A 24,182-nucleotide genomic window follows, 5' to 3' on the forward strand; every position below is an offset into this window, starting at 1 on the left:
CGCGCACTACTCTCTACTGACAACTGATAACTTTGTACAGACGTTACATGTAACGTCTCTACACTGATAAATACTCACTACTCACTCTCCTAACAACTAACAACTAACAACTAATGCAATTTAAAAATTTATTTAAGCAAGAACAGGAACTACCAGAGCAGAGACAACAATATCGCGGTAGCACGAAAATACTGCCACCTTTAGATAGCACGCAGCAGTCTGCTAGTGACGCAGTTGCAGATGCAACTCAACCTACCGCACTAGTCAATGCCATGAAAGCGGAATTAGAACAAGCGGGATTGTTGAATGCACCGGAAGCTAGAGCTAAGTTTCTCCAGTTGGAGCAATTGGCACAAATGCTTCAAATGGGAATGAAAGACCAGGATGTAGCAACTGCTAGTAGCTTCAAAAGCGAACGGCAACGATTGAGCGCGATCGCCAGCGTGATGCGACAAGCGGCAGCAGAAGACGGACTGTTACCAACGACAGCTCATCTGGTGTGTCAGTATCTGCAAGCCGACCGAGTATTAATTTATCGTTTTTTGGATGAGGAAAAAGGTGTTGTTTTAGCAGAGGCAATGGTGGGAGATTTTACCCCGAGTTTGGGGGAAACTCTAGCAGTGCGGATGTTTGGGGCAGAAAATTTACAAGCGTACCAACACTCGCCCGCGATCGCTCTAGCAGATATTTATCAAGCTTCCTTGAGTCCCTATCAAATTCAATTGCTAGAACGGTTTCAAGTTTGTGCTAGCTTAAGCGTCCCGATTGCTTTACCAGAGGGAGGATGGGGTCTGTTGGTGGCGCAGCAATGCCAGAGTCCTCGCAGTTGGACGGAAAGCGAAATCAGTCTGCTGGATCGAGTTGCCACTGAATTAGCCCTGCTCGTACAACCAGAAGAATACAAGATTCTTTTGCGATCGCTTGGCGAACAGCAAAAAGTCTTAGCGCGGGTGATTGAAAAAATTCAAGGTTCCCCCGACATTGGCAGTATATTCCGCACGACTACTCAAGAATTACGCCAGTTACTCAAAGCAGATCGAGTGGCAATTTATCGTTTCAATCCCGATTGGAGTGGGGAATTTATTGCGGAGTCCGTCGCTGCTGGCTGGGTTTCGGTGATTGAAGCGCAGGAGGGAGACGAGGTTTTAAAAAGCGATCGCGCCAGCCAAGACCGCTGTACGTTAAGAAACTTAACAGCCTATACTCCTAACGCCGATGCCGATACCTATTTGCAAGATACAAAAGGTGGTGGCTACGCTAGAGGGGAAAAATTTAAGCGCGTGGATGATATCTACACGGCGGGATTTTCTCCCTGTTATATCGCCAGCTTAGAGAAATACCAAGCGCGGGCATATGTCATCGTTCCCATTTTCCAAGATACGAAACTATGGGGACTGCTAGCTGCTTATCAAAATTCTGGTCCCCGCCACTGGCAAGACGGGGAAGTCAATATCATGCTGCAATTAAGCAATCCCCTCGCAATTGCTTTGCAACAGGCAGAAGTCCGTCAGCAATTGCAGTCTCAAGCCGATCGAATTGCCCAAGCCGCCGAACGGGAACGTACCGTGACTCGGATTATCGATAAGATCCGGCAGTCTTTGAATATCAATAATATATTTAGAACCACGACATACGAATTACGCCAATTACTCAAAGCCGATCGAGTCGCGATTTATCGCTTCAATCCCGATTGGAGTGGGGAATTTGTGGCGGAATCCATCGCTCCTGGGTGGCGATCGCTACTAGAAGCGCAAAAACAAGACGATAGCCTCCAGCATAACTTTACGGACGATGAAGGCTGTGTCGTCAAAGATATACCTGCGCCAGGATCGACTACCGTTGATACTTTCTTACAAAATAACAAGGGTAGTTCGCTGCGAGACAAGCAATATCTTCAAGTCGATGATGTTTACAAGGCTGATTTTTCGGCGTGCTATATGGAATTGCTCGATAAATTCCAAGCCAGAGCCTACATTACCATACCAGTTTATCAAGGAGATAAGTTGTGGGGCTTGTTGGCTGCCTATCAAAATTCTGGAGCGCGCCACTGGCAAGCAGAGGAAATAGAAATTATGCTGCAAGTACGTAACCCTTTGGGGATTGCGCTACAACAGGCAGAAGCATTACAGCAAGTCCAAGCAACATCGGCAAAATTGAGCCGTGCGGCAACTATAGAACAAGCTGTGACTCGAATTACCAGTCGCTTGTTGCGATCGCTCGATACGGAGTCGGCGATTTATAAAATTATTCCGAAAGAAGTGCGGCAAATGCTAGCAGCCGAGCGCGTAGTTTTGTATAAATTCAAGCCCGATTGGGGCGGCGAGTTTGTCGCAGAATCCGTAGCGGCTGGGTGGAGTAGCTTGCTAGAGGTCTTACCCGTAATTGAAGACAGCCACTTACAAGACACCCAAGGCGGACGCTATCGCCAAGGAGGAACTATAGCTGTAAACAATATTTATACAGCAGGACACTCTGCTTGTCATGTGGAACTGCTAGAGCAAATGGAAGCCAGAGCCTACACGATCGTCCCCGTCTTCGTTCAGCAGGAACTTTGGGGTTTACTCGCAGCCTATCAGAATTCTGCGCCCCGTGAATGGGAAGAAACAGAAGTCAGTGCCTTAGCACAAGTAGGCAACCAAGTCGGCGCAGCTTTACAGAAAGTAAATTATCTAGAACAAATTCGCACTCAAACAGAACAATTGCAACAACTCGCCCAAAGGGAAAAAGTAGCCAAAGAACAACTTCAGCAAAGGGCGATGCAGCTACTCGTTGCCGTGCGCCCCGCTCTAAATGGCGATCTGACAGTCCGCGCTCCCATCACAGATGATGAAGTTGGGACGATCGCGGATGCTTACAATAATACCTTGCAAAGCCTGCGGCGAATTGTCATGCAATTACAAACGGCATCGACACAAGTTAGCCAAACTTCCCAAAATAGCGAGTCGGCAATGTCGGCACTGACGATACAAGCACAACAACAATTGACAGCGTTGCAGCGTGCCATGACCGAAATTCAAGCGATGGTTGATGCTACCACAGTTGTAGCTGCCGATGCCGCACAGGTAGAAAAAGCGGCGCAACGCACCCACCAGACCGTACGGCAAGGGGATGCGGCAATGAACCGCACGGTGGAGGGGATTCTTGCCTTGCGGGAGACAGTAGCAGAAACCAGCCAATTAATCCAGCGCTTGAGTGCCTCCTCGCAAAAGATTTCTAAAGCCGTAGACGCGATCGGTAACTTTACGACTCAAACTCAACTTCTCGCCCTCAACGCCGCGATTGAAGCGACTAGAGCCGGAGAATACGGTCGAGGCTTTGCTGTAGTTGCCGATGAAGTGCGATCGCTTGCCCGTCAGTCAGCCACAGCAACCACAGAAATTGGCAAGCTCGTGCAAGAGATCCAAGCCAGCACGGCGCAAGTCAGCCAAGCAATGGAAACAGGCGTGCAACAGGCGATCGCCAGCAGTCATTTAGTCAGCGATACCCGCTCTAGCCTCACTGCGATCGTGGAAGCCACCGCCGAAATCGGTCAACTCGTTGCCGGGATTAATCAAGCCACCCAATCGCAAACTCAGCAGTCCCAGTCCGTCACCCAAGCCGTATCCGAAGTGGCAAATATTGCTACCAGAACCTCCGACGATGCCACTCTGCTATCTATCGCCTTCCACGAATTACTCATCATGTCACAAGAACTACAAGCCAGTGCTAGTAAGTTTATTGTGAGTCGGGAGTAAGGAGTCGGGAGTCAGGAGTGGCTAGTGACTAGTGGCTGGTGGCTAGTCATTGCGACTTGCGACTTGTAACTTGAATTGTCTCCCTTGTCTCCCTTGTCCCTCCCCAACCCCTAACTTCTAACTCCTCACCCCTAGTATGAACGACTCGCTCCACGAACAAAGCTATGCTTACTTTCTCCAAGAAGCACCGCAATTGTTGCAAGTTTTGGAAGAGGAATTATTGAATCTGAAAGCCGAGTGGAGTATGAATAAGGTTCATACTCTCATGCGGGTAACTCACACGCTTAAAGGCTCGGCGGCTTGTGTTGGTTTGGACAGTATCAAGCAGATCGCACACTCTTTTGAAGATATTTTCCGCCACCTGTGCCGACCGGAAGTTACGCTCGATCGCGAAACGGAAGCCTTACTATTTGAAGCTTATGACTGCCTGCGTACCCCTTTGATGGCAGAAATTACTGGCAGCCACAGTCATGATGCCGAAGTCTTCGATCGCGCTGCCGCAGTTTTTAGCGAATTGCAAGCAAAACTAGGAGTTAATTTCGCGTCAGAAGTCGAAATTCCTAACTCAGATGAATTGGGGTTTGATGTCACCAAATCTATTTTTGAAGTTGGAGTAGCTCAACGCCTGGCAGAGATCGATCGTGCTTTAGCTGGTGGGGAAGTGGAGACGATCGCGATCGCGCTGCAAACTCAAGCCGAAGTCTTTTTGGGCTTGGCAGAGTCTTTAAATTTACCGGGATTTGGAGCGATCGCCAGTGCGGCGATCGCAGCTTTGGCTGGCGATCCCGACAAAGCGATAACCATTGCCCAAATAGCCCTAGCAGACTTTCAACAAGGGCAAGCATCCATCCTAGCAGGCGATCGCAGTGGAGGTGGGAGCCCTTCGGCGCAGTTGTTGGAATTGGTGGGAGGAGAGGACAAGGAAGACAAGGGGGACAAGGGGGACAAGGGGGACAAGGAAGACAAGGGGACAAGGGGACAAGGAAGCTTTTCTTCCCCAACTCCCCCAGCTCTCTTCTCCCCGACTCCCACTCTCCCACTCCCGACTCCCGAAGATGAAAACTCCTTGTTAGAGTCAATCTGGACGATCGCCGAACCTGTAGACGATGAGGAAGCAGAACTATCAGAGCCGTCAGAGACAGTCACCACAGCAACCAATACTAACTCCGAGCGATCGGTGTCGCCACCTTCATCTTTAGCGAAAAGAGATGCAGCTATGTCGGATACAGTCAGAGTTAATGTCGGGCATTTAGAGCGGCTGAATTATTCGATTGGCGAATTGCTGACTAATCAAAACCGCCAGACTTTACAAGATGAAAAACTACAAGGCGGGATGCAAGGGTTACTTGAATTAATCCAACAGCAACAGCAAATGTTGATGGAACTCAAGCAGCGCTTGGACTTACAGGAAAAAGACAGTTCTAGTAAACTTGCCGTGTTGGTGCAATCTTTATTAGCAAATGGAGCGCAACTGCAAGCAACTGGGGATGAAATTGACATTTATACTCGTCAGTCTAGCCAGATGTTGGAAAAACAAAGCCGCTTGTTAAATAGCGTGCGAGATGAGTTTTTGACAGCGAGAGTTATTCCCATCAGCGTTGTTTTCGATCGCCTGCCCCCTATTTTAAGACAACTAGAAACTCTGCACGATAAGTCTGTAGCGTTGGATTTCAGCGGTAAAGAAGTATTAATAGACAAAGCCGTCGCTGAAAAACTTTACGACCCCCTTTTGCATTTGGTGCGCAATGCCTTCGATCATGGTATTGAGCCTAAGTCTAGGCGATCGCAATTGGGGAAAGCGTCAACGGGTCGAATTGCCATTCGTGCTTTTCATCAAGGCAGCCACCTGACAATTGAAATCCAAGATGACGGACAAGGACTCAATTACGATCGCATTCGCCAACGAGCGCTCGAAATGGGTTTAGTTTCACCAGTTGACGCTAGCAGTCTCAGCGAAGTTCAGCTAATGGATTTTATTTTTGAACCAGGCTTTTCGACTGCGGCTCAGGTGAACAACCTTTCAGGACGAGGTGTGGGACTAGACGTGGTTCGCGCTCAGTTACATTCTCTTCAAGGAGCGATCGCGGTTTATTCTCAACCCCAACGCGGTACGACTTTCATCCTCCAAATTCCCTTAAGTTTGACAATTGCGAAATTATTTCTCTGTCAGGTTGGTTCTACTACCTATGCTTTACTCGGAAGCGCGATCGAGCAAATCTTACTACCTCAACCAGAACAATTGCGCCCTTGGCGGGGAGGTAAGGTATTGCGATGGGGTGAAGCAAATGCAGAACAGTTAATTCCTGTTTTACCCCTGAAAGGAATTTTGCCCTACTTTGCACCGCTAACGTCTCCTGCTGATAGTTCCACCGCTCTACAAGGACGCATTGTATTGCTACGCTATCAAGACCAACTTATAGCAGTAGAAATAGACCAGGCGATCGGCGAACAAGAATTGGTGATTCGACCTCTAGACCCGACGATCGTTCCGCCTAGCTATGTTTATGGTGGTAGTATTTTGGCTGATGGCAAACTTACCCTGGCAATTGACACTACTGCTTTAGCAAAGTACGTACTAGAGCGACAAGTAACTCAGGGCATGGGGCAGGTGAGGAGTGACAAGGATAGCAGTCTACTAGGTAGCGTTACGCCTATGCGCTCGATTGGGGAATTGCCATCGAAACAAACTGCTGTGGGAGCAAAAATCTTGTTAGTCGATGATTCGCTCACTTGGCGACAAACTTTAGCACTGACGCTACAACAGGCTGGATATCTAGTGATACAAGCAGATAACGGTCGCGAGGCAATGACACAAATGCGATCGCATCCCGATTTTGGGGCGATCGTCTGCGATTTAGAAATGCCAGAAATGAATGGCTTGGAATTACTCCACTACTGTCGTCAATCTTCAAGTTTTGCCCAAATTCCCTTTTTAGTTTTGACTGCTAATACTGATGCAGAAAATCGGACGGCAGCAATGGAATTAGGCGCAACTGACTATATCAATAAATCGCGATCGCATCAGGAACTTTTGGCAACTGTGGCTCAGTTAGTTCGATAAAGTGTCATTGGTCATTTGTCATTCGTCATTTGTAATTAGTGAGTGGCTGATTTTGACTTTTGACTTTTAACTTTTGACTTACCTACATCATTTGCCGCGATCGCACTTCTCTGACAAACTGTTCTGGATTATCTGGAGTCAGGACGATCGTGCGCTGCGGAAATCTCAAAATTACAGATCGCAGGGGATCGGTAGCATAAGCTTGATAGGAACCAAGGCGATCGTTGCGAAACCGTCCAGTTATCGCAAATAATCCCCCATTTCCCCACGTTCGTAGCGAGTTGTCCATAGCGTGCGGATTGCTCTCAGCATTGATTAGCTGCGTTAATGGAATCTTAGAATTCCAGCCAAAGCGCTGAATGTAAAGTGCGTCATTTGTTAGTTTGTATCCTCTAACACCGAACAGCGCCGATGCAATAAGAATTGCTAGAGGTAGTACAACCATTGCTAGTAGCCAGAAAAAATTGTTCCGTTCTTCCCCTACTAATAAGCCAATCAAAGCTACCCCTAGCAAAATAGAGCTAAAGAGCATAGTACTGAAAATGAGTGACTTATCCCAAGGGGCATTAAAAACCGTACCCGTATACATAAGTTCCCTCCACTTTTCAAACTTCAGAATAGTTTGACTGTAGTATCGATCGCCAACTACCAACTACCCATTACCAACTACCCATTACCAATTCATATCAAAATCTTTCTTCCCCTTGACACTTGCCTACCTCTTTCGGGCTAACTTATGCTGCTCGAAATGCTGCTAAACGAGCCTTTTCGACCGCTAATTATAGGCGTTGAAAAATGTTAAGTTGGCAGAGCGCGATCGCCTAAACTCATTATTTACTCAACTCTTGTAGAAACCTTGTCAGCTCTCAGCAATACGCAACCTCTAGCGGCTGTAACAGAATTAACCACCACCCACCAGCCGCCGATAATTTCTAAACCCGTCCTTCGGACTAGCCTCAAGGCTTCTACTATCGATGGTGTTTTTGCTGCCATCTTTTCTAGCGTTACCAGTGGTGTCTTACTAACTAACTTTTTGCTTCAGTTGGGGGCAAATCCTTTAGAAGTTGGAATGCTCTCTTCGATTCCAATGCTGACGAGTTTACTACAACCATTAGGAGCATACTTAGCCGAACGAAGTAGCAGCCGTCACTTTTTTTGTTGGTGGACTTTTATCCCCGCACGACTGTTATGGTTAATTCCCATCGCAGGTATTTGTTGGATTGTTTGGTTTAATACTAACTCTCACCAATTAGTCAGTTTGACTTTGGTAACAATTTTTGCTAGCAACATTCTTGCAGGCTTGGGGACTTCCTCATGGTTGAGCTGGATGGCGGCTTTAGTCCCCCATCGCTTGCGGGGTCGATATTTTGGCTTTCGCAATAGTGCGGCAAGTTTGACGACTTTAATCGCCGTACCACTAGCCGGATTTGCGATTTCAATTCTGCCTGGTAGCACCATTCAAGGATACGGGATCGTCTTGGGATTGGGAATTATTGCAGGAATTCTCAGTTTGGCGTGTCAAAATTTTATGGTCGATGTCAATCCCCAATTGCCACCACCATCGCTGTTATCGCCATCAAAATCAAATGCTCTAGCAGTAGCAGAAGTCATACAACCGCCGCCAATTTTTAGCTTGTTCCGAGATTTAAATTTTGTCAAATTTCTGCTGTACTTCGGTTTGTGGGCATTTGCGGTTAACTTAATCGTGCCGTTCTATAACCTTTACTTGCTAGACAATTTAAAACTAGACCTCAATTGGGTGTCTTTATATACGAGTCTCCATGCAGGCACGAACTTGGTGATGCTGCTTATTTGGGGTAAGCTAGCCGATCGCCTGGGGAATCGTCCCTTATTGTTGATAGTAGGGATTTTAGTGGGAGTTTTACCTTTATTTTGGCTGGGAACGGGAAATAACTTATTATCGCTGTGGTTGTGGTTGCCGCTCATTCACCTGGTTAAAGGTTCCCTGTGGGCAGCAATTGACTTGTGTAGTAACAATATCCAAATGGAATTAGCACCCAAGTCCCATCCTTCCAGTTATTTTGCGATCGCTGCTGCCACTGCTGGGGTATTTGGCGCTTTGGGGACAACTGTAGGCAGTCAACTCGCAACTTTAGATGCGATCGGCGGTCTACCTGGAGTGTTTATTATTTCTGCTATTGTGCGCTTACTTGCTTTATTTCCCTTAATTTTCGTCCGCGAACCGCGCAGCCAGCCTCTTACGCAAGTTTTGCGTCACTTACGGAAACCGCAATTAGTAACACAGGAGCCTGCAACAAGCGCGACTAATTCTGCACAATAAAGGTGAGTAGTGAGTGGTAAGTAGTGAGTAGTGAGTCGTCACCTCCGACTCCCGACTCCCAACTCCCGACTCCCGTTTTCTCACCCGAATCAACAGCATGAATCAAGTAGATTACCTCCGAATTAGCTTAATCGATCGCTGTAACTTTCGGTGCCAGTATTGTATGCCCGAAGGTGCAGAGCTGGATTATATTTTGCGACAACAGCTATTGACGGCTGAGGAATTGCTAACTTTAATTCGCGAGGTATTCATTCCAGTAGGGTTTACGCGATTTCGATTGACTGGCGGCGAACCATTACTGCATCCGCAGGTTGTGGAAATTGTCCGGGCGATCGCAACTCTACCTCAAACTCAAGACCTGGCGATGACAACAAACGCATTTTTGTTGGCAAACAAGGCACAAAATCTCTACGATGCCGGGTTAAGACGGATCAATATCAGCCTCGACTCCCTCGATCCTGAAGTGTTCGATCGCATTGTGGGTAGTCGCGGACGTTCCCGTTGGCAGCAGGTTTGGGACGGCATTCTCGCCGCGCATCGGGTGGGTTTCGACCCCTTGAAATTGAATGTCGTCGTGATTCCTGGGGTAAATGATTGCGAAGTCTTAGATTTAGCCGCCCTTACCCTAACTCGTTACTGGCACGTCCGGTTTATTGAATTTATGCCTATCGGTAACTCACAACTATTTGGCGATCGCGGTTGGGTTGCTTCGGCTGAGTTACGCCAGCGCATCTGCGAGGCTTACGGCTTAGTCGAGTCGCAAGTGCGGGGTAATGGACCTGCTGACGTATTTCAAATTCCTGGGGCAAAAGGGACGCTGGGATTTATCAGCCAAATGTCAGAATGTTTTTGCGATCGCTGCAATCGAATGCGTCTGTCTGCTGATGGCTGGCTGCGTCCCTGTCTGCTCAACGAAATGGGACAAATTGACCTTAAATCTGCCCTGCGCGCTGGCGTTCCTACTACTGAAATTCGCGATCGAGTAGCCCAACTACTTGCCCTGAAATCGGAGATTAATTACAAACAAAGAGAATCTGGAACATCTGCCGGAACTTATGCCCGTACCATGTCGCAAATTGGCGGATAGTAGGGGCGCACAGCTGTGCGCCCCTACCCCCAATTTCTGCGCGCCCCTACCCCCAATTTCTGTGCGCCCTCATCCAAAATCAAACGGGTAAAAATCAACAAGCCCTCCAATTGACGGAATCGGAGGGCTTGATATTAAAAATTACAAAACTTAATCATAGGATCGTCAATGGCGCACCGCAGCCGCACGAGTGCAGCCATCGAAATTAAGCCTGTCTGGAATAGTATTCAACTACCAACAGTTCGTTCACTTGCAGGGCGACCCATTCGCGCTCAATGACGCTGTTAACTTTACCTTCCAGCTTATTCTTATCAAATTCGAGGTGGCTGGGTAGGTTTGCTAAACCAGGATACTGGAGATTATTTTCTACTAACTGCCGCGATTGCGCTTTATTTTTGATCCCAATGACTTCCCCTGGACGACATTGATAGCTAGCGATATTAACTTCACGACCGTTTACCATAACGTGACCGTGATTGACTAGCTGCCGCGCTGCTGGGATTGTGGGAGCCATACCCATGCGAAAAACGGTATTATCCAAACGCATTTCCAACAGTTGCAACAGCACTTGTCCGGTAGAGCCAGTCACTCTTCTTGCCCGCCGCACGTAACGCAGCAACTGCTTTTCAGTCAAGCCGTAGTTAAAGCGGAGCTTTTGCTTTTCTTCCAAACGAATAGCATACTCAGAACGCTTCTTGCGAGCCTGTCCGTGTTGTCCAGGTGGGTAGGAGCGTCTGGCATTTTTCCGAGTCAAACCTGGCAGATCGCCCAGGCGACGAACAACTCTTAGTCTTGGTCCTCGATAGCGGGACATTCAATCTTCCTCTGCTTAATTCTGCGCGAACTATTCCAAAACTATAATTATAAGTCTAAAAGCTTGTGTCTGAAAAGCCCTGGTTAGTGGCTAGTGGCTAGTGGCTAGTCGTAGAATTCTTCATCTAGTCACTAGTCACCAGCCAATAGTCACTGACAACTGGTCGCTGATAACTCATAATTGATAACTGATAACTGATACCCTCAAATTGTAGTTATTTACAAATTTCTTGGTGGGAGTGTTATGGGGAAAACAATGTATTTAGTGGCTGGCTCTTTGGCGATCGCCGGTTGGATCGGTAGCAATTTTCCTGCAACTGGGGCTGAAATTGTCACCGACTCTTTACGCAACGGCTATCGTGCTTGTACGGGGCGAATGCTCAATTCTGGAGTTTCACCGGAAGCAGCAGCAAGAGCCTGTGCGGGAGCGCTTTACCCGAAGGATGTCGCTCGTTGCGTGACGAGAATTGAGGGGCAGACGGAAATTTCTGCCCAAGATGCTTTAGCAACTTGCACCCAAGCCCGCCGACCTGTAGAGTTGTCAAGATGTGTCGTTGGCATTAGCGAAAATAGTCAAGGGCAGCCCGTACCAGGAGTATTAGATTTTTGCGGTCGCAGTTTATTACCAATTCGTTATGCTGAATGTGTCGTTGGATTGCGGCGAGAAATTAATGAGTTAGCTCCTACCCAAGCAATGGAAACTTGTATTAGTGCAGGCGATCGCCCTTTGGATTTTGCACCTAATTTTATTCCCCAAGGTCAATTACAACCACCAGTCACATCTCCGGCTCTGACTACACCTGCAACACCCGAACAAACTGCTCCCGCGCCAGATGCACCTTAGAACGGAATTCGGAATTCGGAATTCGGAATTCGGAATTACTCCTGTACGGGCGGGTTTTGCGGCAAGATTTTTGGTCGTAGCCATGAATTGTTGACTAAACCCGCCCCTACGGTTTCCTGATAACTGATAACTGATAACTGATAACCGACTCCCCGTTATGAACCAAGAAATTAAATTACTCGTCCTCGATATTGATGGGACGATCGCGGGTAAGTCAAATCAAATTCATGCCAAAGTTAAAAAAGCGATTCAAGCAGTGCGGGCAAAAGGCATACAAGTGGCTGTAGCAACAGGACGAATGTATCGTTCTGCCCTACGTTTCCATCATGAGATAGGTTCGACTTTGCCTCTACTTGCCTATCAAGGTGCTTGGATTCAAGATCCAGCTACCCAGAAAATGCACCGTCATTGGACTGTTGCCAAGCAAACAGCAATTCAACTGTTAGATTACTTCGAGCAACCTGAATTGCGATCGCTGCTTTCGGTTCATTTCTATATCAACGATTGCCTCTACGTGCGCGAACTGACTTCTGAAACTCGACTTTACTCCGAACGCTCTGGGATTGAAGCGATCGCGGTGGGAGATTTACGCCAAGCTTTAACAACAGAACCAACAAAAGTATTAGCTCTGTGCGACGATACCGAAATCATCGATAACTTACTCAGCAGTCTGCGCCAGCAATATACCCCTGCTGAACTGTACCTGACTAAATCCGTTGCTACCTTCTTTGAAGCAACCAACCCTTCGATTAATAAGGGTGTAGGCGTGCGTTACTTAGCTGAAGAACTCCTGGGAATCACTGCTGCTAACGTGATGGCAATTGGTGACAACTTTAACGATGTAGAGATGCTAGAGTATGCCGGGATCGGTGTAGCGATGGGTAATGCTCCATCTGACGTACAGGCGATCGCTCAGTGGGTAGCGCCTAGTGTCGAGCAAAATGGTGTTGCAGTTGCAATTGAAAAATTCTTACTTTAAATCAGTCATTTGTCAGTTGTCAGTTGTCATTGGCAAGCGTTCTACTAACGACGAATGACCAAAAATCAGAAAGGACACCAACGACTGTCCGTGTTTCGTCTTGGTGTCCTGACTGGTTCGCTCCTCACACACCCTTATATTAGAGTAATGTTCTTGATTTGTCACCCCCTTGAACGCTAATTTCTACCTAAAGACAGATAAGATTTGCCTATAGAGCAAGATGCCTTATACAGTGACCAGTGACCAGTGACCAGTGACCGGTGACTAGTGACCAGTTTTATACTGTTCGCTAGTTCAAAGTTCTAAGGGTGCGCAACTATTTAGTACTTCTACTAATAGAATTCTGAATACAGATTGAGCGATCGCTATTAAGCCAAGTCGCCCTTGTGCTAAGTTGAGATTTTGATTTTTGACCTCTCCCCAAATGCGACATTGACTATAAAAAGTTTGAAAAGCTTGACTCAGATTCAGAGCTACTTTCAACCAATTTAAAGACTTGCGAGTAGGATCGGGGCAATAGAGAGCGTCTAATACTCCAATCGATTCGAGGAGTAAATTTAACTCGGATGGGTGATGCAAACAAATTTTTGCTTCACTCAACCAAGGAATAGGTTGAGGTGATATGACCTGTAGACATGAAGACTTAATGTCAGAGTTTTTTGACTTAATTATAATTATTTTCTCCTCATGAGCCATTTTCAATAGAGAACAACAACGAGCATGAGCGTATTGGATGGGAAATTGGTAATTGGTAATTGGTAATTGGTAATTGGTAATTGGTAATTGGTAATTGGTAATGTCTCCCTCAGCTCCCTCAGCTCTCTTCTCCCCCCTGCTCCCTAAACAGGGTAGTGTCTCAATCCAGTGTTGCAACCAAGCAGCCAGACTGGGTTGAGGTAATTCTAGGTCGATCCACCCTGGGGGAACAACTTGAAGAATCAAGTTTTGTTGACAATCTTGTTGGGCAATTAGCTGCGATATAGATTGGGCAACTTCTATAGTTGGGGAGTTGACAAGTTGACTTAATTTAAACGCGATCGCGCACCTGTAAACAACCGGGCGCTGTTTAGATAACTGTAAAGGAATATAACTTTTGCGATCTGTTAAGGATGGAGTGTCTAATATATACAAACTTAGCGCTGCTTGTATCTGCTGTAACAGCGCTTGCTTAGGTGTTAACTCAGCTAATGGAGGCGATCGGTGATCCACTTTTAATTTATAGTTAAAATCCCTATCCCTACCTGGGGGATTTACCAAGGTTCCATGCAAACGAATTGCTTAACCCCTATTTTTTGAATGGCTACCTGAGAATACTATGCCCTAGCGAAATTTACTATTACTGGAGCGTTCGTTCATCCGCGATCGTACTGAAAGATCTATGAGTTTTCGCTAAAAAATCTGGTGATTTCAGTAGATTTACGGTACAAAAAAACTCAGTCCTATGTTGTTGACAATATTTTGTCACAATTTTCCCTAGCTCAACTACAATCATTTGTACAACTGTTACTTGCAATTCCCTGGTTTGATTGTTTACACTTATCTGTTGTTTTAAACATGAACTATACGGATAAAAAAACTGAAAAGCAGGAGACTTGATCGAGTAATTGAGTGATTGAGAATACTAGGATTGTGTTGCAAGACAGATAAAACAAATCTATGGCTAAGTTCGCTTAGCTGCGATTGCTATTACTGGTTTGAGGAGTGGAGTTCACCTGCCAACCAATTTGGCAATAGGTGAGCTTCACAGTGACGTTTCGTCTATCGCCAACTGCTGCAAATTATGCATTCCCCATCCGCTTCTCCAGAGTCGCAAAGACCATTTTTAACCTGGCAACGGATTCTTGACTGGGCGCAGGAACACTATCGCGTTCGCTCTTTTAGTAAAGACGAACGCATTCCAGCTCGACCTGGACTGCTCTATCTCGTTCAAAGAGGTGCTGTGCGACTTGTAGGTACAGCTCAAGTTAGCGCAACTAGTCAGCTATCATCTCGGCGCATCAACAGAACACCTGAAGAAGCTTTTTTAGGCTTTGTTGGCGCTGGACAGCCGTTTGAAATTGTTGCCCAATCTCCGTTTACGCTCCAAGCTTATGCCCACGTAGAACCCACTTTAGTCGTGTGGATGTACTGGCATGACTTGGATAACTGGCCCCACTTTCGGCGGGAAGTTCTCGATGCATTTCGCTACCAACATCAGCGCAAGTTACTGTGGCTGAGTGCTTTAGGACAGCGACGGACGATCGATCGTCTCTTGGGATTCTTAACCCTGCTGGTAGAAGAATACGGACAACCAGCGACAAGTGAAGAAGATCCCGAGATTCTGCGCGGATACTCTCTACCGTTTACGCTGACGCACGCCCAAATTGGTAGTGCGATCGGTTCGACGCGAGTTACGGTGACTCGTTTAATGGGTAAGTTACGCCAACGCGGTTTACTTATCGCCCAAGAAGATAATCTCATCTGTTTGCCAGCCGATTCAATCAATCGAGCTAGTTGAATTATAGAGACGCGAAACTTCGCGTCTCTATAATCCTATGCCTAGCGCATTCGCACAAATCCAGCGTTAGCGATCGCCGACTGTCCTTGCTGCGTCAGCAGTAATTTAGCATAAGCTTCTCCTGCTTGCTGTGCTAAATCGTCATCTTGCTTGACGACAACGTACAGGTTACGTGTCAGAGGATATTGTCCGGTTTGAAAAGCATCTGTATTGAGCTGATTGCGCCGCTGAGGACAGTTATTCGCTGTTACTAAAGGTTCTTGGTAGGGAGGAGTAAATTGCCCTGATTGACGACCTAGCGGTAAGGGTCTAATCCTACACTGAGGTACGATTTCTGGAGCCGAGGCGTAGTAAATTCCGCCACGGTTACTAGCTAGCTTTTGTAGAGCTTGAGTTGTCGTACCGACAAATTCAACATTAGCAGCTAATGCTTGACCTGCTAAAACATCCTGTACGAAAAGCTCGACCGTACCACCCTCGCTCATCGGACGAGAATAAGGTTGAATCGGCAGGTTAGGACCACCGAGTTGTTTCCAGTTATTTGCCTTACCCGTGTAAATTGCTTGCAGCTGTGCCAAGGTTAGTCCTGGTATATTTAGGCTGGGGTGAACTGCGATCGCTAAACCATCAATTGCTACCGGAATTTCTTTTAAATTAAATCCTCTTTGCTGAGCGCGGGATACCTCTTGATCTTGTAAGGGTCGAGACGACTGAGCAAAGGTAAGCCTACCTTCAATCAGCATCCGAATACCAATACTAGTTCCTGGGGAAGCATTTGTCGGTTCTACAAATCGTAACTGAAATTCTGGATAAGCTGCCCTAATTTGCGGATCGATCGCTTGTCGAATTGCTGCCCAAGAAGTACTACCACCATAGCTGAATAACCCTTTAGGAATGCCTGAAACACCGCTAAAACTTGAGCCAGTCAATTCTGGATCTGAAGTTATATCGGATGTGTTGGGGGTGGAAATAGATCTTGGCTGAGGATCGCTGAGTTCGACACTAGTGCTAGAATTTCTCGTCAGCCACCAAAAACCACCAGCTAAACCCCCAGCTACGATCAATAGAGTCAGAACGAGAACAGCTGTTTCATTTTTTTGCGACGACATAACAGAATGATAAGTGCTGTAATAAGTGCAACATATACTTGCTTGCGTACAGATTATCCCCGCAGCAAAGCAGTGTTGCATCCCTGTGAGATCGCCTCTAATTCAAGCGATCGTCCTATGATGAAATCAAAGTACTTAAGTTAAGTGTTTTGCTCTCAGTAATCCTATGAATTAAACTCTTATGTCTGTTTTATCATAACCTAACCTTAATCTTGTCAGGACGATTAACTATATATATTTAGCGGCTTTTGGCACAAATAGTATACACACAACTACATAAAGTCACGATCGTTGGTCATGAGAATAGGGGTAAGGGTAAGAATTTCTTACTTACGACTTACGAATTACAAATTACGACTTATTTAACCTAGTGATTAGAGTGTCTGAAAAGATCGTCGCAGTAAAATAACCAAGCTATACCCAAAATAGCTGTAGTTACGCTAGCAATTATCCCCGCTATAACCCAGCCGAATGCTCCTACTAATATAATTAATCTTCCTAGTAAAGCTAAAACTGCTTTCGCCGTAATGAATGCAGTAACGGCAGAAATTATACTAATCAGTCCTAATTCTAAAAGTATAGATTTAGTATCCTTAGTTGCTAGTTCCTCATCAAAGTATATATCCCAGACAACAGTACACATAGCAACATCAGCAACCGTCAAAAATATTTGCTTGAATAATTCTAAATTTATTGCAGGAGTTACTGTGACTATCCCCGCAGCAAAAATTGTAGCTAAAATTACTATAACGGCTCGTTTTCTTTTTAGATAGATCTGACTCATAATTAATTTCCTGAATCACAAGCTTTTTAATAAAGAAGAGTCAGAAGTGGATATAGCAATTCTAAATGAATCGTGAAATCGATTGTTCCTGTAGAGACGTTACATGTAACGTCTCTACACACATGGAACGTCTCTACAGGGAAAACGTTCACAAATCAATTTGGATTGCTATATTAGTTTTTATACCAACAAAATCAACATTTTACATCAGAAAAGTTTTTGATTTCGTAGCATTAATTGCAGCTTTTTCACAATTAATTTTCTAACTTCTGCCTCCTTCTACAGATTACAACCAGTGTTTTGGATAAGTTCTACCTGGCATGAGATTGTTAAAAACAAAAGTACAAAAGACTAAAACAATTGAACCTGCTAATACTGGCGTGAATAGAAAACTCCATTCAGCACGGCTCATCACTCCTACTAAAGCAACTGCTCCTCCTGGTGGATGGAGAGTTTTTGTCAGTTGCATGACTTTGATTGCTGTAGCAACAGCTAAAGCCATTACCCAAGGTTCTGAGCCGAATAAATGTACCATAATTAAGCTGACTAATCCGCCGAGAAAATTGCCTACAATACAGTTGCGTGGCTGTGCTAGAGGACTATCGGGTGCAGCAAATAATAAAACGGCAGCCGCTCCGAAAGGAGCTGCGATTAGAGGATAATGCGTACTAACGCTGATGTAAGCTAGCGCGGCAATGCCAATAAAACTACCTATGTAAGAAAAAACAATTTGTTTTAAAGGAAAGCGGGGTTGATATTTAGAGCTGCCGTGAATTTTAGCCAAGAAGTTTTTGAGTCGAGCCGATTTAAATCGAAAGCTCCATGTAGACTGGGAACGATTTTTTCTCAAAGCAGCTAGTTCAGATGTGAGTTGCTCTAGTTGTTGCTGCTGAATGATTAATTGCTGTTGCTGTTGTTCTAGTTGCTGTTGATACTGCTGGAATTGTTGTTGTTTGCTTGTCAACTCAAAGGTGGACATAGCTTTGGTAAGTTTTGTCATAGAGCTAGTATTTGTATTTGGTTTCGCCGCAGTTTTACTAATGTCTTTCATACTTCGATCGCTAAATAATGAATTGCAAAAACTTAGATTAATTCTGTGATATTGCGATCGCACTACTATAAATTGTGTTAACTGATACGGAATATTATTACTCATGAAAGAAGCGCATTTTGAAATTGCTCTAACCGCATACAATCAACGAAAAAGTACTATTTTATACTTGCAACTTAGAGCAAACTACGCTCGCAATAACGCTAGAACTATCAAATAAATTAAATGGATAAATTAATTTTTTCAAAAAATATTGACAGCGATCGCTAGCTACTAGAGCAATCCTATTTGATTCATGAATGTGGAGCAGGCTAGAAGCCTACTTTACAAATCATTTAGAACTGCTATAGCTCGCTCAAATATTTATCGCTGTATAACTATATTTAATTATTGTAGTTAAAATCTGACAAGACATTTCAGACTCGATCGAAGTGTTCTTTGTTTATTCGATGGTATTCAAAGTTTTTATTTCAAGAGAGTTAATCTTGTATTTTAATTTTATTCATCAAAATTTTAATTGCTCTTAGTGTTATGGAATAGCTTTGAGATTTATCGTATTTTTACTGTAACTTTGGTTGCAGCATTTTTGCTGCACGGTTGAGTAAAATCTGAAGATTAGCTTTTTAGCTTCTGTGCCTCTGCATGGAAATGCTAGTAAAGCCATAAATTGTGACTTGATACAGAGGCAAATTTGTTTGTTGGGTTAGTTTTAATTGTTACGTAATGAGAGCTTAATTTGTTACGCAATAGTAGCGAAACTAAACCAAGCGATCGCGATTTAACTTGAAACTGTGGTTGTTGAATTGCTAATTCATGGGTGCTGTTGAGATAGAACGAAACTGATGATAGAAATTACAGCAAGCGTTTTTTGTACGAGTCTGGGCGCATTCTTATTCAGAAGAGAAATAATTCCTCGTTCCTTTCCCAATTTGCTAGGTCGCCTTCTTTACTGGCTGGGCGTACCTTTGCAAATTTTAGTACTGACGCGCAAGTCAAATTTATCGCAATCGATTTGGTTGCCCCCAATCTTGACAATTGCAACATTGCTTTTGGGTTTGGGCTTAGCTTATGTCAGTTTACAGCTACTCAAACAACTGACTCAGTACCGCTCGGTTTCATGGGTAAAACAATTGTCCGATAGTTTTTATCCTAGCGATCGCGCTGAACAAGGTAGTTTTGTCCTCGCTTCAATTTTGGGAAACACCGGCTTCATCGGGTTAGCGATCGTTCCAGCTTTTGTCAGTCAAGACTATTTAGTTTGGGTAGTGTTGTATGGCGTAACGCACAATCTAATTGGTAGTTACGGACTGGGAGTATTTTTAGCAAGTTATTTTGGGCAAACCACAGCAAATAATAAATGGAAAGCTGCATGGCGAGACATTTTGCGCGTTCCTGCTTTATGGGCGTTTGCGCTGGGTTACTATAGTAAACCTTGGCAAATTGTCAGTTTCATCGATCCCTTACTTCAAGCAATAGTCTATTTAGTCATACCTGGAGCTTTTTTGTTGATTGGAATGCAATTATCACGGCTTCAAGGAATTGAAAATCTACGAGGGGCGATCGTTCCCAGTACGATCAAGACATTTGTTCTGCCCATTTTGGCAGGAATGGTAATAACATGCTTGGGATTTCCCCACGAAGCACGCTTGGCTTTAGTCTTGATGTCTGGAATGCCAAGTGCTTTCGCCAATGCGATTTTAGCAGAAGAGTACAACCTCAATCGTCCGCTAGCTGCCAGTACGATTGTTCTCAGTACGGTTTTGCTACCACTGGTACTTCCCCTATGGTTGTATTTATTTAGATAATAGAGACTCTGCGTGGAACTTCTCTGCGTCGTCTCTCGATCAACGAAGGCTCGTGTCAACCGAACTAGGTAGGGGAGTAAAATCGTAACCAGTGCCGGAGTATCTACCAGGCTGAACTCTGACTAGAGTTCCTGATTCTTGGCGATCGCCTGACGGTAAAAACTTGACTATCCCAGTTGCCCCTTTAAACATAAAACCAGTATTAGATAAAGCTTTCTGTAGCTGTTCGCGATTCGTACTCGCTTTTAAACCCGTGAAAACAGCAATTGTTGCATCGTAAGTCAATGCAGTTCGCCAATTACCAGCCCCACCCCAAAACCGCTTAGCATTGGCAATGAAAGAACTATTGGGGAAAGCAGAAGGATGCCAAGGTACAGAAAGCACCATAGTATTAACATCAGCTTGTCCTTGCTGCAACGTGTCGTACGTATACATTGTGTGGCTGCCGAACAAAGTCAATCGACTGCGATTTGCTTGCGCTACTTCCACTGCACGACCCATTCTATTTACATCTGGTGCTAGCAGCAAAGCTTCTGCTCCATCGCTGACTGCTTGAGAGGGAATTTCGCTAGGGTTAAAATTAGTAGCAGCAAAATCGCAGGGGGTACTGGTGATATAACCGCCATTTTCAAACACGCTAGAAGTGAACTCCTCTTGAAACGAGCGACTTGCTTCTGCCTGAGAATCCGCACAGATCGCAATTCTGGTTTTGCGTGCTGTTTTCACGACGTAGCTAGCCAAAGCATCGGCGATTGCTCTTGAATTTGGCGTAGTCCGAAAGATAAATCTCCCAACTCCACTTAAGTTACGCGCTACGCTCGTGGGCGAGATCATCACCAAACCGCTTTTTTGATAGATGGGAGCAGCGGCGATGGATGCATCACTAGAGTTATGTCCTACTACTGCGAGAATATCTGGATCGTTGGCAAATTCAGCCGCGATTTGTTTGGCAACAATGGGGTTATTATCGTCGTTGGCAACTTGCACTTGAACCAGCTTGCCGCCAATCCCGCCACCGTGATTAATTTCGTATTGTGCCTGTGCCACGCCCCGCAGCATCTCTCTGGCAACGTTTAAGTTACCTCCTACAGGAACGCTAACACCGATCTTAACTGTATTGCTAATTGCAGCTGCCGAAGCATTATTTAAATAAATCCACGTTTCGGGATCGTTGCGCTTCACCTGCAAAGCCGCATTAAATTTGGTGACTGCCGTGGAAAAATCTCCTGCGGCAAAAGCTTGTACCCCTGCTTGTTTGTCTGGATTATTGTCGGCAGTAAATAAAACTTTATTACCTAAACTAATTCGTTTTTGCAAAGCTGGGTTGCGGTTGGGGGGATTGAGCAATCCATTGAGAGATGGTTGAGTTGCTTGTTGCCCTCCTCTACCACTGCGATAACTCAACCAAAAAATTAGCGGACCGATCAAGCAGAGGGCGATGAGATAGAGAACCAGGACAGTGTTTTTTTTGCTTTGCAACATAAAGTTTGGAACAGGAGTTTAATCGAGTATTGTAGACATGTCTAGACAACTTTCCCAGCCTCATATTTTCTTCATCGCCATGACTTAGTACAACCCAGATGTCGAAGAATCTATAAGGATCTAAATCATATTCTTTTTAGCAACAGCACTTTGGGCGATCGCAATAATAGTACGAGATGAATACCCACAAACAAAGCTACAGCTTGAAAGTTGGTTTTTTTAACATATAAATAAATAATATTTGATTTGACCCATAACCAAACAAAATAGAGCCACAACTACTTGCGTACCAACCGTAATTTTACGGAAAAAATATAATGCAGCTGATTTTAACCGTGAAATTACTTACGCAAATTTACTGAGTCTAAGCCTATACGTATAAGAGATTTACCTAACTATAGCAGTAAAGAGTTTGGCGATCGCGCTCCGCTCAATCTGTATCTTCTGTAACTACTTCCCACTTAATTGCAGTCACTTTTATTTGCGATCGCAACTGCATGACAATCTCTTCCATCAACAGATCGTTGCGACCATTGGAAGTATATTCTGCCTTGATTTCTACTGAAGAGAAGTTATCGAGATCTTTACTGTTAATATTTTTACTAGACAATTCATTCAATATCATTTGTCCTGGTGTGGTTTGTGCCAGTAGCACAGCCCTCACAGCTACTTCGTCTTCAGTTAAACAAATGAGGCGACAGCAATAGCGAGTTTCTGCTTTTGTGTGCGTAATCAATTGCTCGTCTAACTGCTGAAACCACTGTACCATCGGGCGCAAAAGTAGATTTGCTCCTACCACTGCTAAAGTGCCGAAATAAGCTTGAAATAGCAATCCCGCCCCGACCAAACTACCCACGGCAGCAGCACACCAGAGGGTAGCTGCGGTATTGAGTCCGCGCACGCTGGTTCCTTCCCGCAAAATTACACCGCCACCCAAAAAGCCAATGCCAGAGACAACTTGGGCTGCTATACGTGTAGGACTGGCATCGCCGGGAATCATTGCCGAGAGCATGACGAACATAGCAGCACCAAGAGACACCAACACATTTGTTTTCAGTACCGAGCGAGTTCGCCGCCATTGTCTTTCGCTGCCAATTGCCGCACCGAGAATGAATGCCAGTAGCAGGCGAATTGCAAAATCTACCCAAGTCATTGTTTTTTTCGTTTGGTTGCACCCAAATTGCTATTGTCGCACTGGTACGAAATCATAGCCAGTACTTGTATTGACTTGACGCACGACTTGTACTAGCTGCACTGGTGCGTTACTATCGCCAGAGGGAAGAAACTGCACTGGATTAGCTGCGCCAGGAGTGGAAAAATCATTACTAGTCAGAGTTTGTTGAATCCCTTCACGAGTAGGAGACTTCTGCATTGCCGCAGTCAAAGCCTTGGTTGCATTGTAGGCAAGAGCAGTACGCCAGTTGACCTCAGCTCCCCAAAACTGTCGTGACTGACGCACGAACTGAGATTTCGGATCGGTATCAATATCCCACGGAATAGCAACTACCATATTCACAGCCGCGTCTCCTGCGACCTCTAGCGTGGTTGAGTTGTAAATGGCATCACCACCTAGAAGTTGCAATCGTCTGCGGTTGACTTGCACGACCTGTAGGGCTTTATCGATAATGCTAGTACTAGACCCAGTATTAGGTGCTAACATCAGGACTTTTGCCCCTTGCTTGATGGCTTGGTTAATGCTGTTAGCTGGGCTAAAACTAGGGTCTGATAAGTCAAACTCAGATGTGACTTTTCCACCTCCGAGTAGAACCGCTGTGACAAACTCAGATTTTAAGGATTGGCTGTAAGCACTTTGGGGATTGAAAAAAACAGCAGCATTCTTTTGCTGTAAATTGGTCAGCATATAATTTGCCAAAGCTCTTGCAGCAATATAATCGCTGGGAACGGTACGAAAAATGTAGGGACTGATGCCGGAAAGTTTAACAGAAGTACTGACAGGAGAGATCGCGACTAACTTTCCCTCATCATATATAGGTGCAACGGCAAGGGTGACTTGACTTGCCCAGTGACCGATAACTGCCAAAATTTCAGAAGTGTTGACCAAAGTTGAAGCAACTTGTTGAGCTTGGTCTTCTTGATTGTTGTCGTTGACGATCGCCACTTTCAAGGGAACACCATTAATATTCCCCGTTTGATTTGTTTCGGTCTGTGCCTGCGCAACGCCACGTAGAACTTCCAAACTTCCATTAGGACTAGTACCAGTGGGAACGACAACAGCAATTGCGTAGCTTTTGCGATCGCCTATCTTGGCATTGTTAAGGAAAATTAGGGTTTCGGGATCGTTGCGATTTTGTGTTAATGCTACTTGCAATTTCTCGATTGCAACACTCCAATTTCGAGCCGCGATCGCCTCTATTCCTTCCTGTTTTGCTGGTAATATCTTCCCTGAAAATAACGTTTTCTCACCAAAACTAATTGGTTTTCCAGTTGCAGAAGTACCATCTGTAGGAGTCGAGTTAGATTGATTTCCAATACCGACAAACGATTTGCCAAAAAAATTACTGAATAGTAAAGCTCCTCCCCCTACTAATCCGAGCGTAATTAGTAGCGATAGTAGCAGAAGCACTGTTTCATTTTTACGCGACATATTAGAACTAGGGAGTAGGGAGTGGGGAG

Annotated in this window: 17 protein-coding genes; 8 read left to right on the forward strand and 9 right to left on the reverse strand. The window is 45.1% G+C overall.

The genetic code is table 11. The annotated features are described in order from the left end of the window. The first annotated feature begins 113 nt into the window (after positions 1-113). On the forward strand, positions 114-3,734 hold the full coding sequence (locus tag CHRO_RS26555; RefSeq protein ID WP_015157321.1) for a GAF domain-containing protein: 3,621 nt from the start codon (positions 114-116) through the stop codon (positions 3,732-3,734). Positions 3,735-3,870: 136 nt separating this feature from the next. Next, entirely contained in the window at positions 3,871-6,795 is a 2,925-nt protein-coding gene (locus tag CHRO_RS26560; RefSeq protein WP_015157322.1) for a hybrid sensor histidine kinase/response regulator, read from the forward strand. An 82-nt stretch (positions 6,796-6,877) separates the two neighbouring features. On the opposite strand, the gene CHRO_RS26565 is transcribed toward CHRO_RS26560, so the two are convergent. Further along, positions 6,878-7,384, reverse strand: a complete 507-nt coding sequence (locus CHRO_RS26565) for a PH domain-containing protein (protein ID WP_015157323.1) — start codon at positions 7,382-7,384, stop codon at positions 6,878-6,880. Positions 7,385-7,651: 267 nt separating this feature from the next. On the opposite strand from CHRO_RS26565, the gene CHRO_RS26570 reads away from it, so the two are divergent. Both CHRO_RS26570 and moaA read left to right on the forward strand, forming a co-directional pair. Continuing rightward, positions 7,652-9,097, forward strand: a complete 1,446-nt coding sequence (locus tag CHRO_RS26570; protein ID WP_015157324.1) for an MFS transporter — start codon at positions 7,652-7,654, stop codon at positions 9,095-9,097. A gap of 97 nt (positions 9,098-9,194) precedes the next feature. Beyond that, positions 9,195-10,184 carry a GTP 3',8-cyclase MoaA gene (gene moaA / locus CHRO_RS26575; RefSeq protein WP_015157325.1) on the forward strand — a complete coding sequence of 330 codons (990 nt, stop codon included), beginning with the start codon at positions 9,195-9,197 and terminating at the stop codon, positions 10,182-10,184. Between the two features lie 205 nt (positions 10,185-10,389). Here moaA and rpsD read toward each other — a convergent pair whose 3' ends face one another. Continuing rightward, positions 10,390-10,998, reverse strand: coding sequence for a 30S ribosomal protein S4 (rpsD, locus tag CHRO_RS26580; protein WP_015157326.1), 609 nt, complete (start codon positions 10,996-10,998; stop codon positions 10,390-10,392). Positions 10,999-11,241: 243 nt separating this feature from the next. Here rpsD and CHRO_RS26585 point away from each other — a divergent pair, with 243 nt between their 5' ends. Both CHRO_RS26585 and CHRO_RS26590 read left to right on the forward strand, forming a co-directional pair. Then, complete coding sequence (locus CHRO_RS26585) at positions 11,242-11,841, forward strand: hypothetical protein (RefSeq protein WP_015157327.1); 600 nt, start codon at positions 11,242-11,244, stop codon at positions 11,839-11,841. Between the two features lie 157 nt (positions 11,842-11,998). After that, positions 11,999-12,820 carry a Cof-type HAD-IIB family hydrolase gene (locus CHRO_RS26590; RefSeq protein ID WP_015157328.1) on the forward strand — a complete coding sequence of 274 codons (822 nt, stop codon included), beginning with the start codon at positions 11,999-12,001 and terminating at the stop codon, positions 12,818-12,820. A gap of 294 nt (positions 12,821-13,114) precedes the next feature. Here CHRO_RS26590 and CHRO_RS26595 read toward each other — a convergent pair whose 3' ends face one another. Further along, complete coding sequence (locus CHRO_RS26595; RefSeq protein WP_015157329.1) at positions 13,115-14,029, reverse strand: DALR anticodon-binding domain-containing protein; 915 nt, start codon at positions 14,027-14,029, stop codon at positions 13,115-13,117. A gap of 571 nt (positions 14,030-14,600) precedes the next feature. Here CHRO_RS26595 and CHRO_RS26605 point away from each other — a divergent pair. Continuing rightward, on the forward strand, positions 14,601-15,317 hold the full coding sequence (locus CHRO_RS26605) for a Crp/Fnr family transcriptional regulator (RefSeq protein ID WP_015157330.1): 717 nt from the start codon (positions 14,601-14,603) through the stop codon (positions 15,315-15,317). 41 nt (positions 15,318-15,358) lie between these two features. Here the strand turns inward: CHRO_RS26605 and CHRO_RS26610 are convergent, their stop codons facing one another. The 3 genes from CHRO_RS26610 to CHRO_RS26620 form a co-directional block, all read right to left on the reverse strand. Continuing rightward, entirely contained in the window at positions 15,359-16,426 is a 1,068-nt protein-coding gene (locus CHRO_RS26610) for a PstS family phosphate ABC transporter substrate-binding protein (RefSeq protein ID WP_015157331.1), read from the reverse strand. Positions 16,427-16,793: 367 nt separating this feature from the next. After that, complete coding sequence (locus CHRO_RS26615) at positions 16,794-17,210, reverse strand: hypothetical protein (RefSeq protein ID WP_015157332.1); 417 nt, start codon at positions 17,208-17,210, stop codon at positions 16,794-16,796. Positions 17,211-17,496: 286 nt separating this feature from the next. Continuing rightward, positions 17,497-18,261 carry an HPP family protein gene (locus CHRO_RS26620; protein ID WP_015157333.1) on the reverse strand — a complete coding sequence of 255 codons (765 nt, stop codon included), beginning with the start codon at positions 18,259-18,261 and terminating at the stop codon, positions 17,497-17,499. 842 nt (positions 18,262-19,103) lie between these two features. Here CHRO_RS26620 and CHRO_RS26625 point away from each other — a divergent pair. Then, positions 19,104-20,066, forward strand: a complete 963-nt coding sequence (locus CHRO_RS26625; RefSeq protein ID WP_015157335.1) for an AEC family transporter — start codon at positions 19,104-19,106, stop codon at positions 20,064-20,066. A 39-nt stretch (positions 20,067-20,105) separates the two neighbouring features. Here CHRO_RS26625 and CHRO_RS26630 read toward each other — a convergent pair whose 3' ends face one another. The 3 genes from CHRO_RS26630 to CHRO_RS26640 all read right to left on the reverse strand — a co-directional run bounded on the left by CHRO_RS26630 (position 20,106) and on the right by CHRO_RS26640 (position 24,153). Next, on the reverse strand, positions 20,106-21,548 hold the full coding sequence (locus CHRO_RS26630) for an ABC transporter substrate-binding protein (protein WP_015157336.1): 1,443 nt from the start codon (positions 21,546-21,548) through the stop codon (positions 20,106-20,108). Positions 21,549-21,978: 430 nt separating this feature from the next. Then, positions 21,979-22,701 (reverse strand): MgtC/SapB family protein, encoded by a 723-nt coding sequence (locus CHRO_RS26635; protein ID WP_015157337.1) that lies wholly within the window; start codon positions 22,699-22,701, stop codon positions 21,979-21,981. Between the two features lie 30 nt (positions 22,702-22,731). Further along, positions 22,732-24,153: an ABC transporter substrate-binding protein gene (locus tag CHRO_RS26640; protein ID WP_015157338.1), complete on the reverse strand. Its 1,422-nt coding sequence runs from the start codon at positions 24,151-24,153 to the stop codon at positions 22,732-22,734. Positions 24,154-24,182 lie beyond the last annotated feature (29 nt).

This window comes from Chroococcidiopsis thermalis PCC 7203, assembly GCF_000317125.1.
GTDB classification, from domain to species: Bacteria; Cyanobacteriota; Cyanobacteriia; order Cyanobacteriales; family Chroococcidiopsidaceae; genus Chroococcidiopsis; species Chroococcidiopsis thermalis.

Bases quoted from the DNA above. Each gene is read 5' to 3' on its own strand.
- CHRO_RS26555 (WP_015157321.1), top strand. From the start codon at position 114: ATGCAATTTAAAAATTTATTTAAGCAAGAACAGGAACTACCAGAGCAG.
- CHRO_RS26560 (WP_015157322.1), top strand. From the start codon at position 3,871: ATGAACGACTCGCTCCACGAACAAAGCTATGCTTACTTTCTCCAAGAA.
- CHRO_RS26565 (WP_015157323.1), bottom strand. From the start codon at position 7,384: ATGTATACGGGTACGGTTTTTAATGCCCCTTGGGATAAGTCACTCATT.
- moaA (WP_015157325.1), top strand. From the start codon at position 9,195: ATGAATCAAGTAGATTACCTCCGAATTAGCTTAATCGATCGCTGTAAC.
- rpsD (WP_015157326.1), bottom strand. From the start codon at position 10,998: ATGTCCCGCTATCGAGGACCAAGACTAAGAGTTGTTCGTCGCCTGGGC.
- CHRO_RS26585 (WP_015157327.1), top strand. From the start codon at position 11,242: ATGGGGAAAACAATGTATTTAGTGGCTGGCTCTTTGGCGATCGCCGGT.
- CHRO_RS26590 (WP_015157328.1), top strand. From the start codon at position 11,999: ATGAACCAAGAAATTAAATTACTCGTCCTCGATATTGATGGGACGATC.
- CHRO_RS26605 (WP_015157330.1), top strand. From the start codon at position 14,601: ATGCATTCCCCATCCGCTTCTCCAGAGTCGCAAAGACCATTTTTAACC.
- CHRO_RS26610 (WP_015157331.1), bottom strand. From the start codon at position 16,426: ATGTCGTCGCAAAAAAATGAAACAGCTGTTCTCGTTCTGACTCTATTG.
- CHRO_RS26615 (WP_015157332.1), bottom strand. From the start codon at position 17,210: ATGAGTCAGATCTATCTAAAAAGAAAACGAGCCGTTATAGTAATTTTA.
- CHRO_RS26620 (WP_015157333.1), bottom strand. From the start codon at position 18,261: ATGAAAGACATTAGTAAAACTGCGGCGAAACCAAATACAAATACTAGC.
- CHRO_RS26625 (WP_015157335.1), top strand. From the start codon at position 19,104: ATGATAGAAATTACAGCAAGCGTTTTTTGTACGAGTCTGGGCGCATTC.
- CHRO_RS26630 (WP_015157336.1), bottom strand. From the start codon at position 21,548: ATGTTGCAAAGCAAAAAAAACACTGTCCTGGTTCTCTATCTCATCGCC.
- CHRO_RS26635 (WP_015157337.1), bottom strand. From the start codon at position 22,701: ATGACTTGGGTAGATTTTGCAATTCGCCTGCTACTGGCATTCATTCTC.
- CHRO_RS26640 (WP_015157338.1), bottom strand. From the start codon at position 24,153: ATGTCGCGTAAAAATGAAACAGTGCTTCTGCTACTATCGCTACTAATT.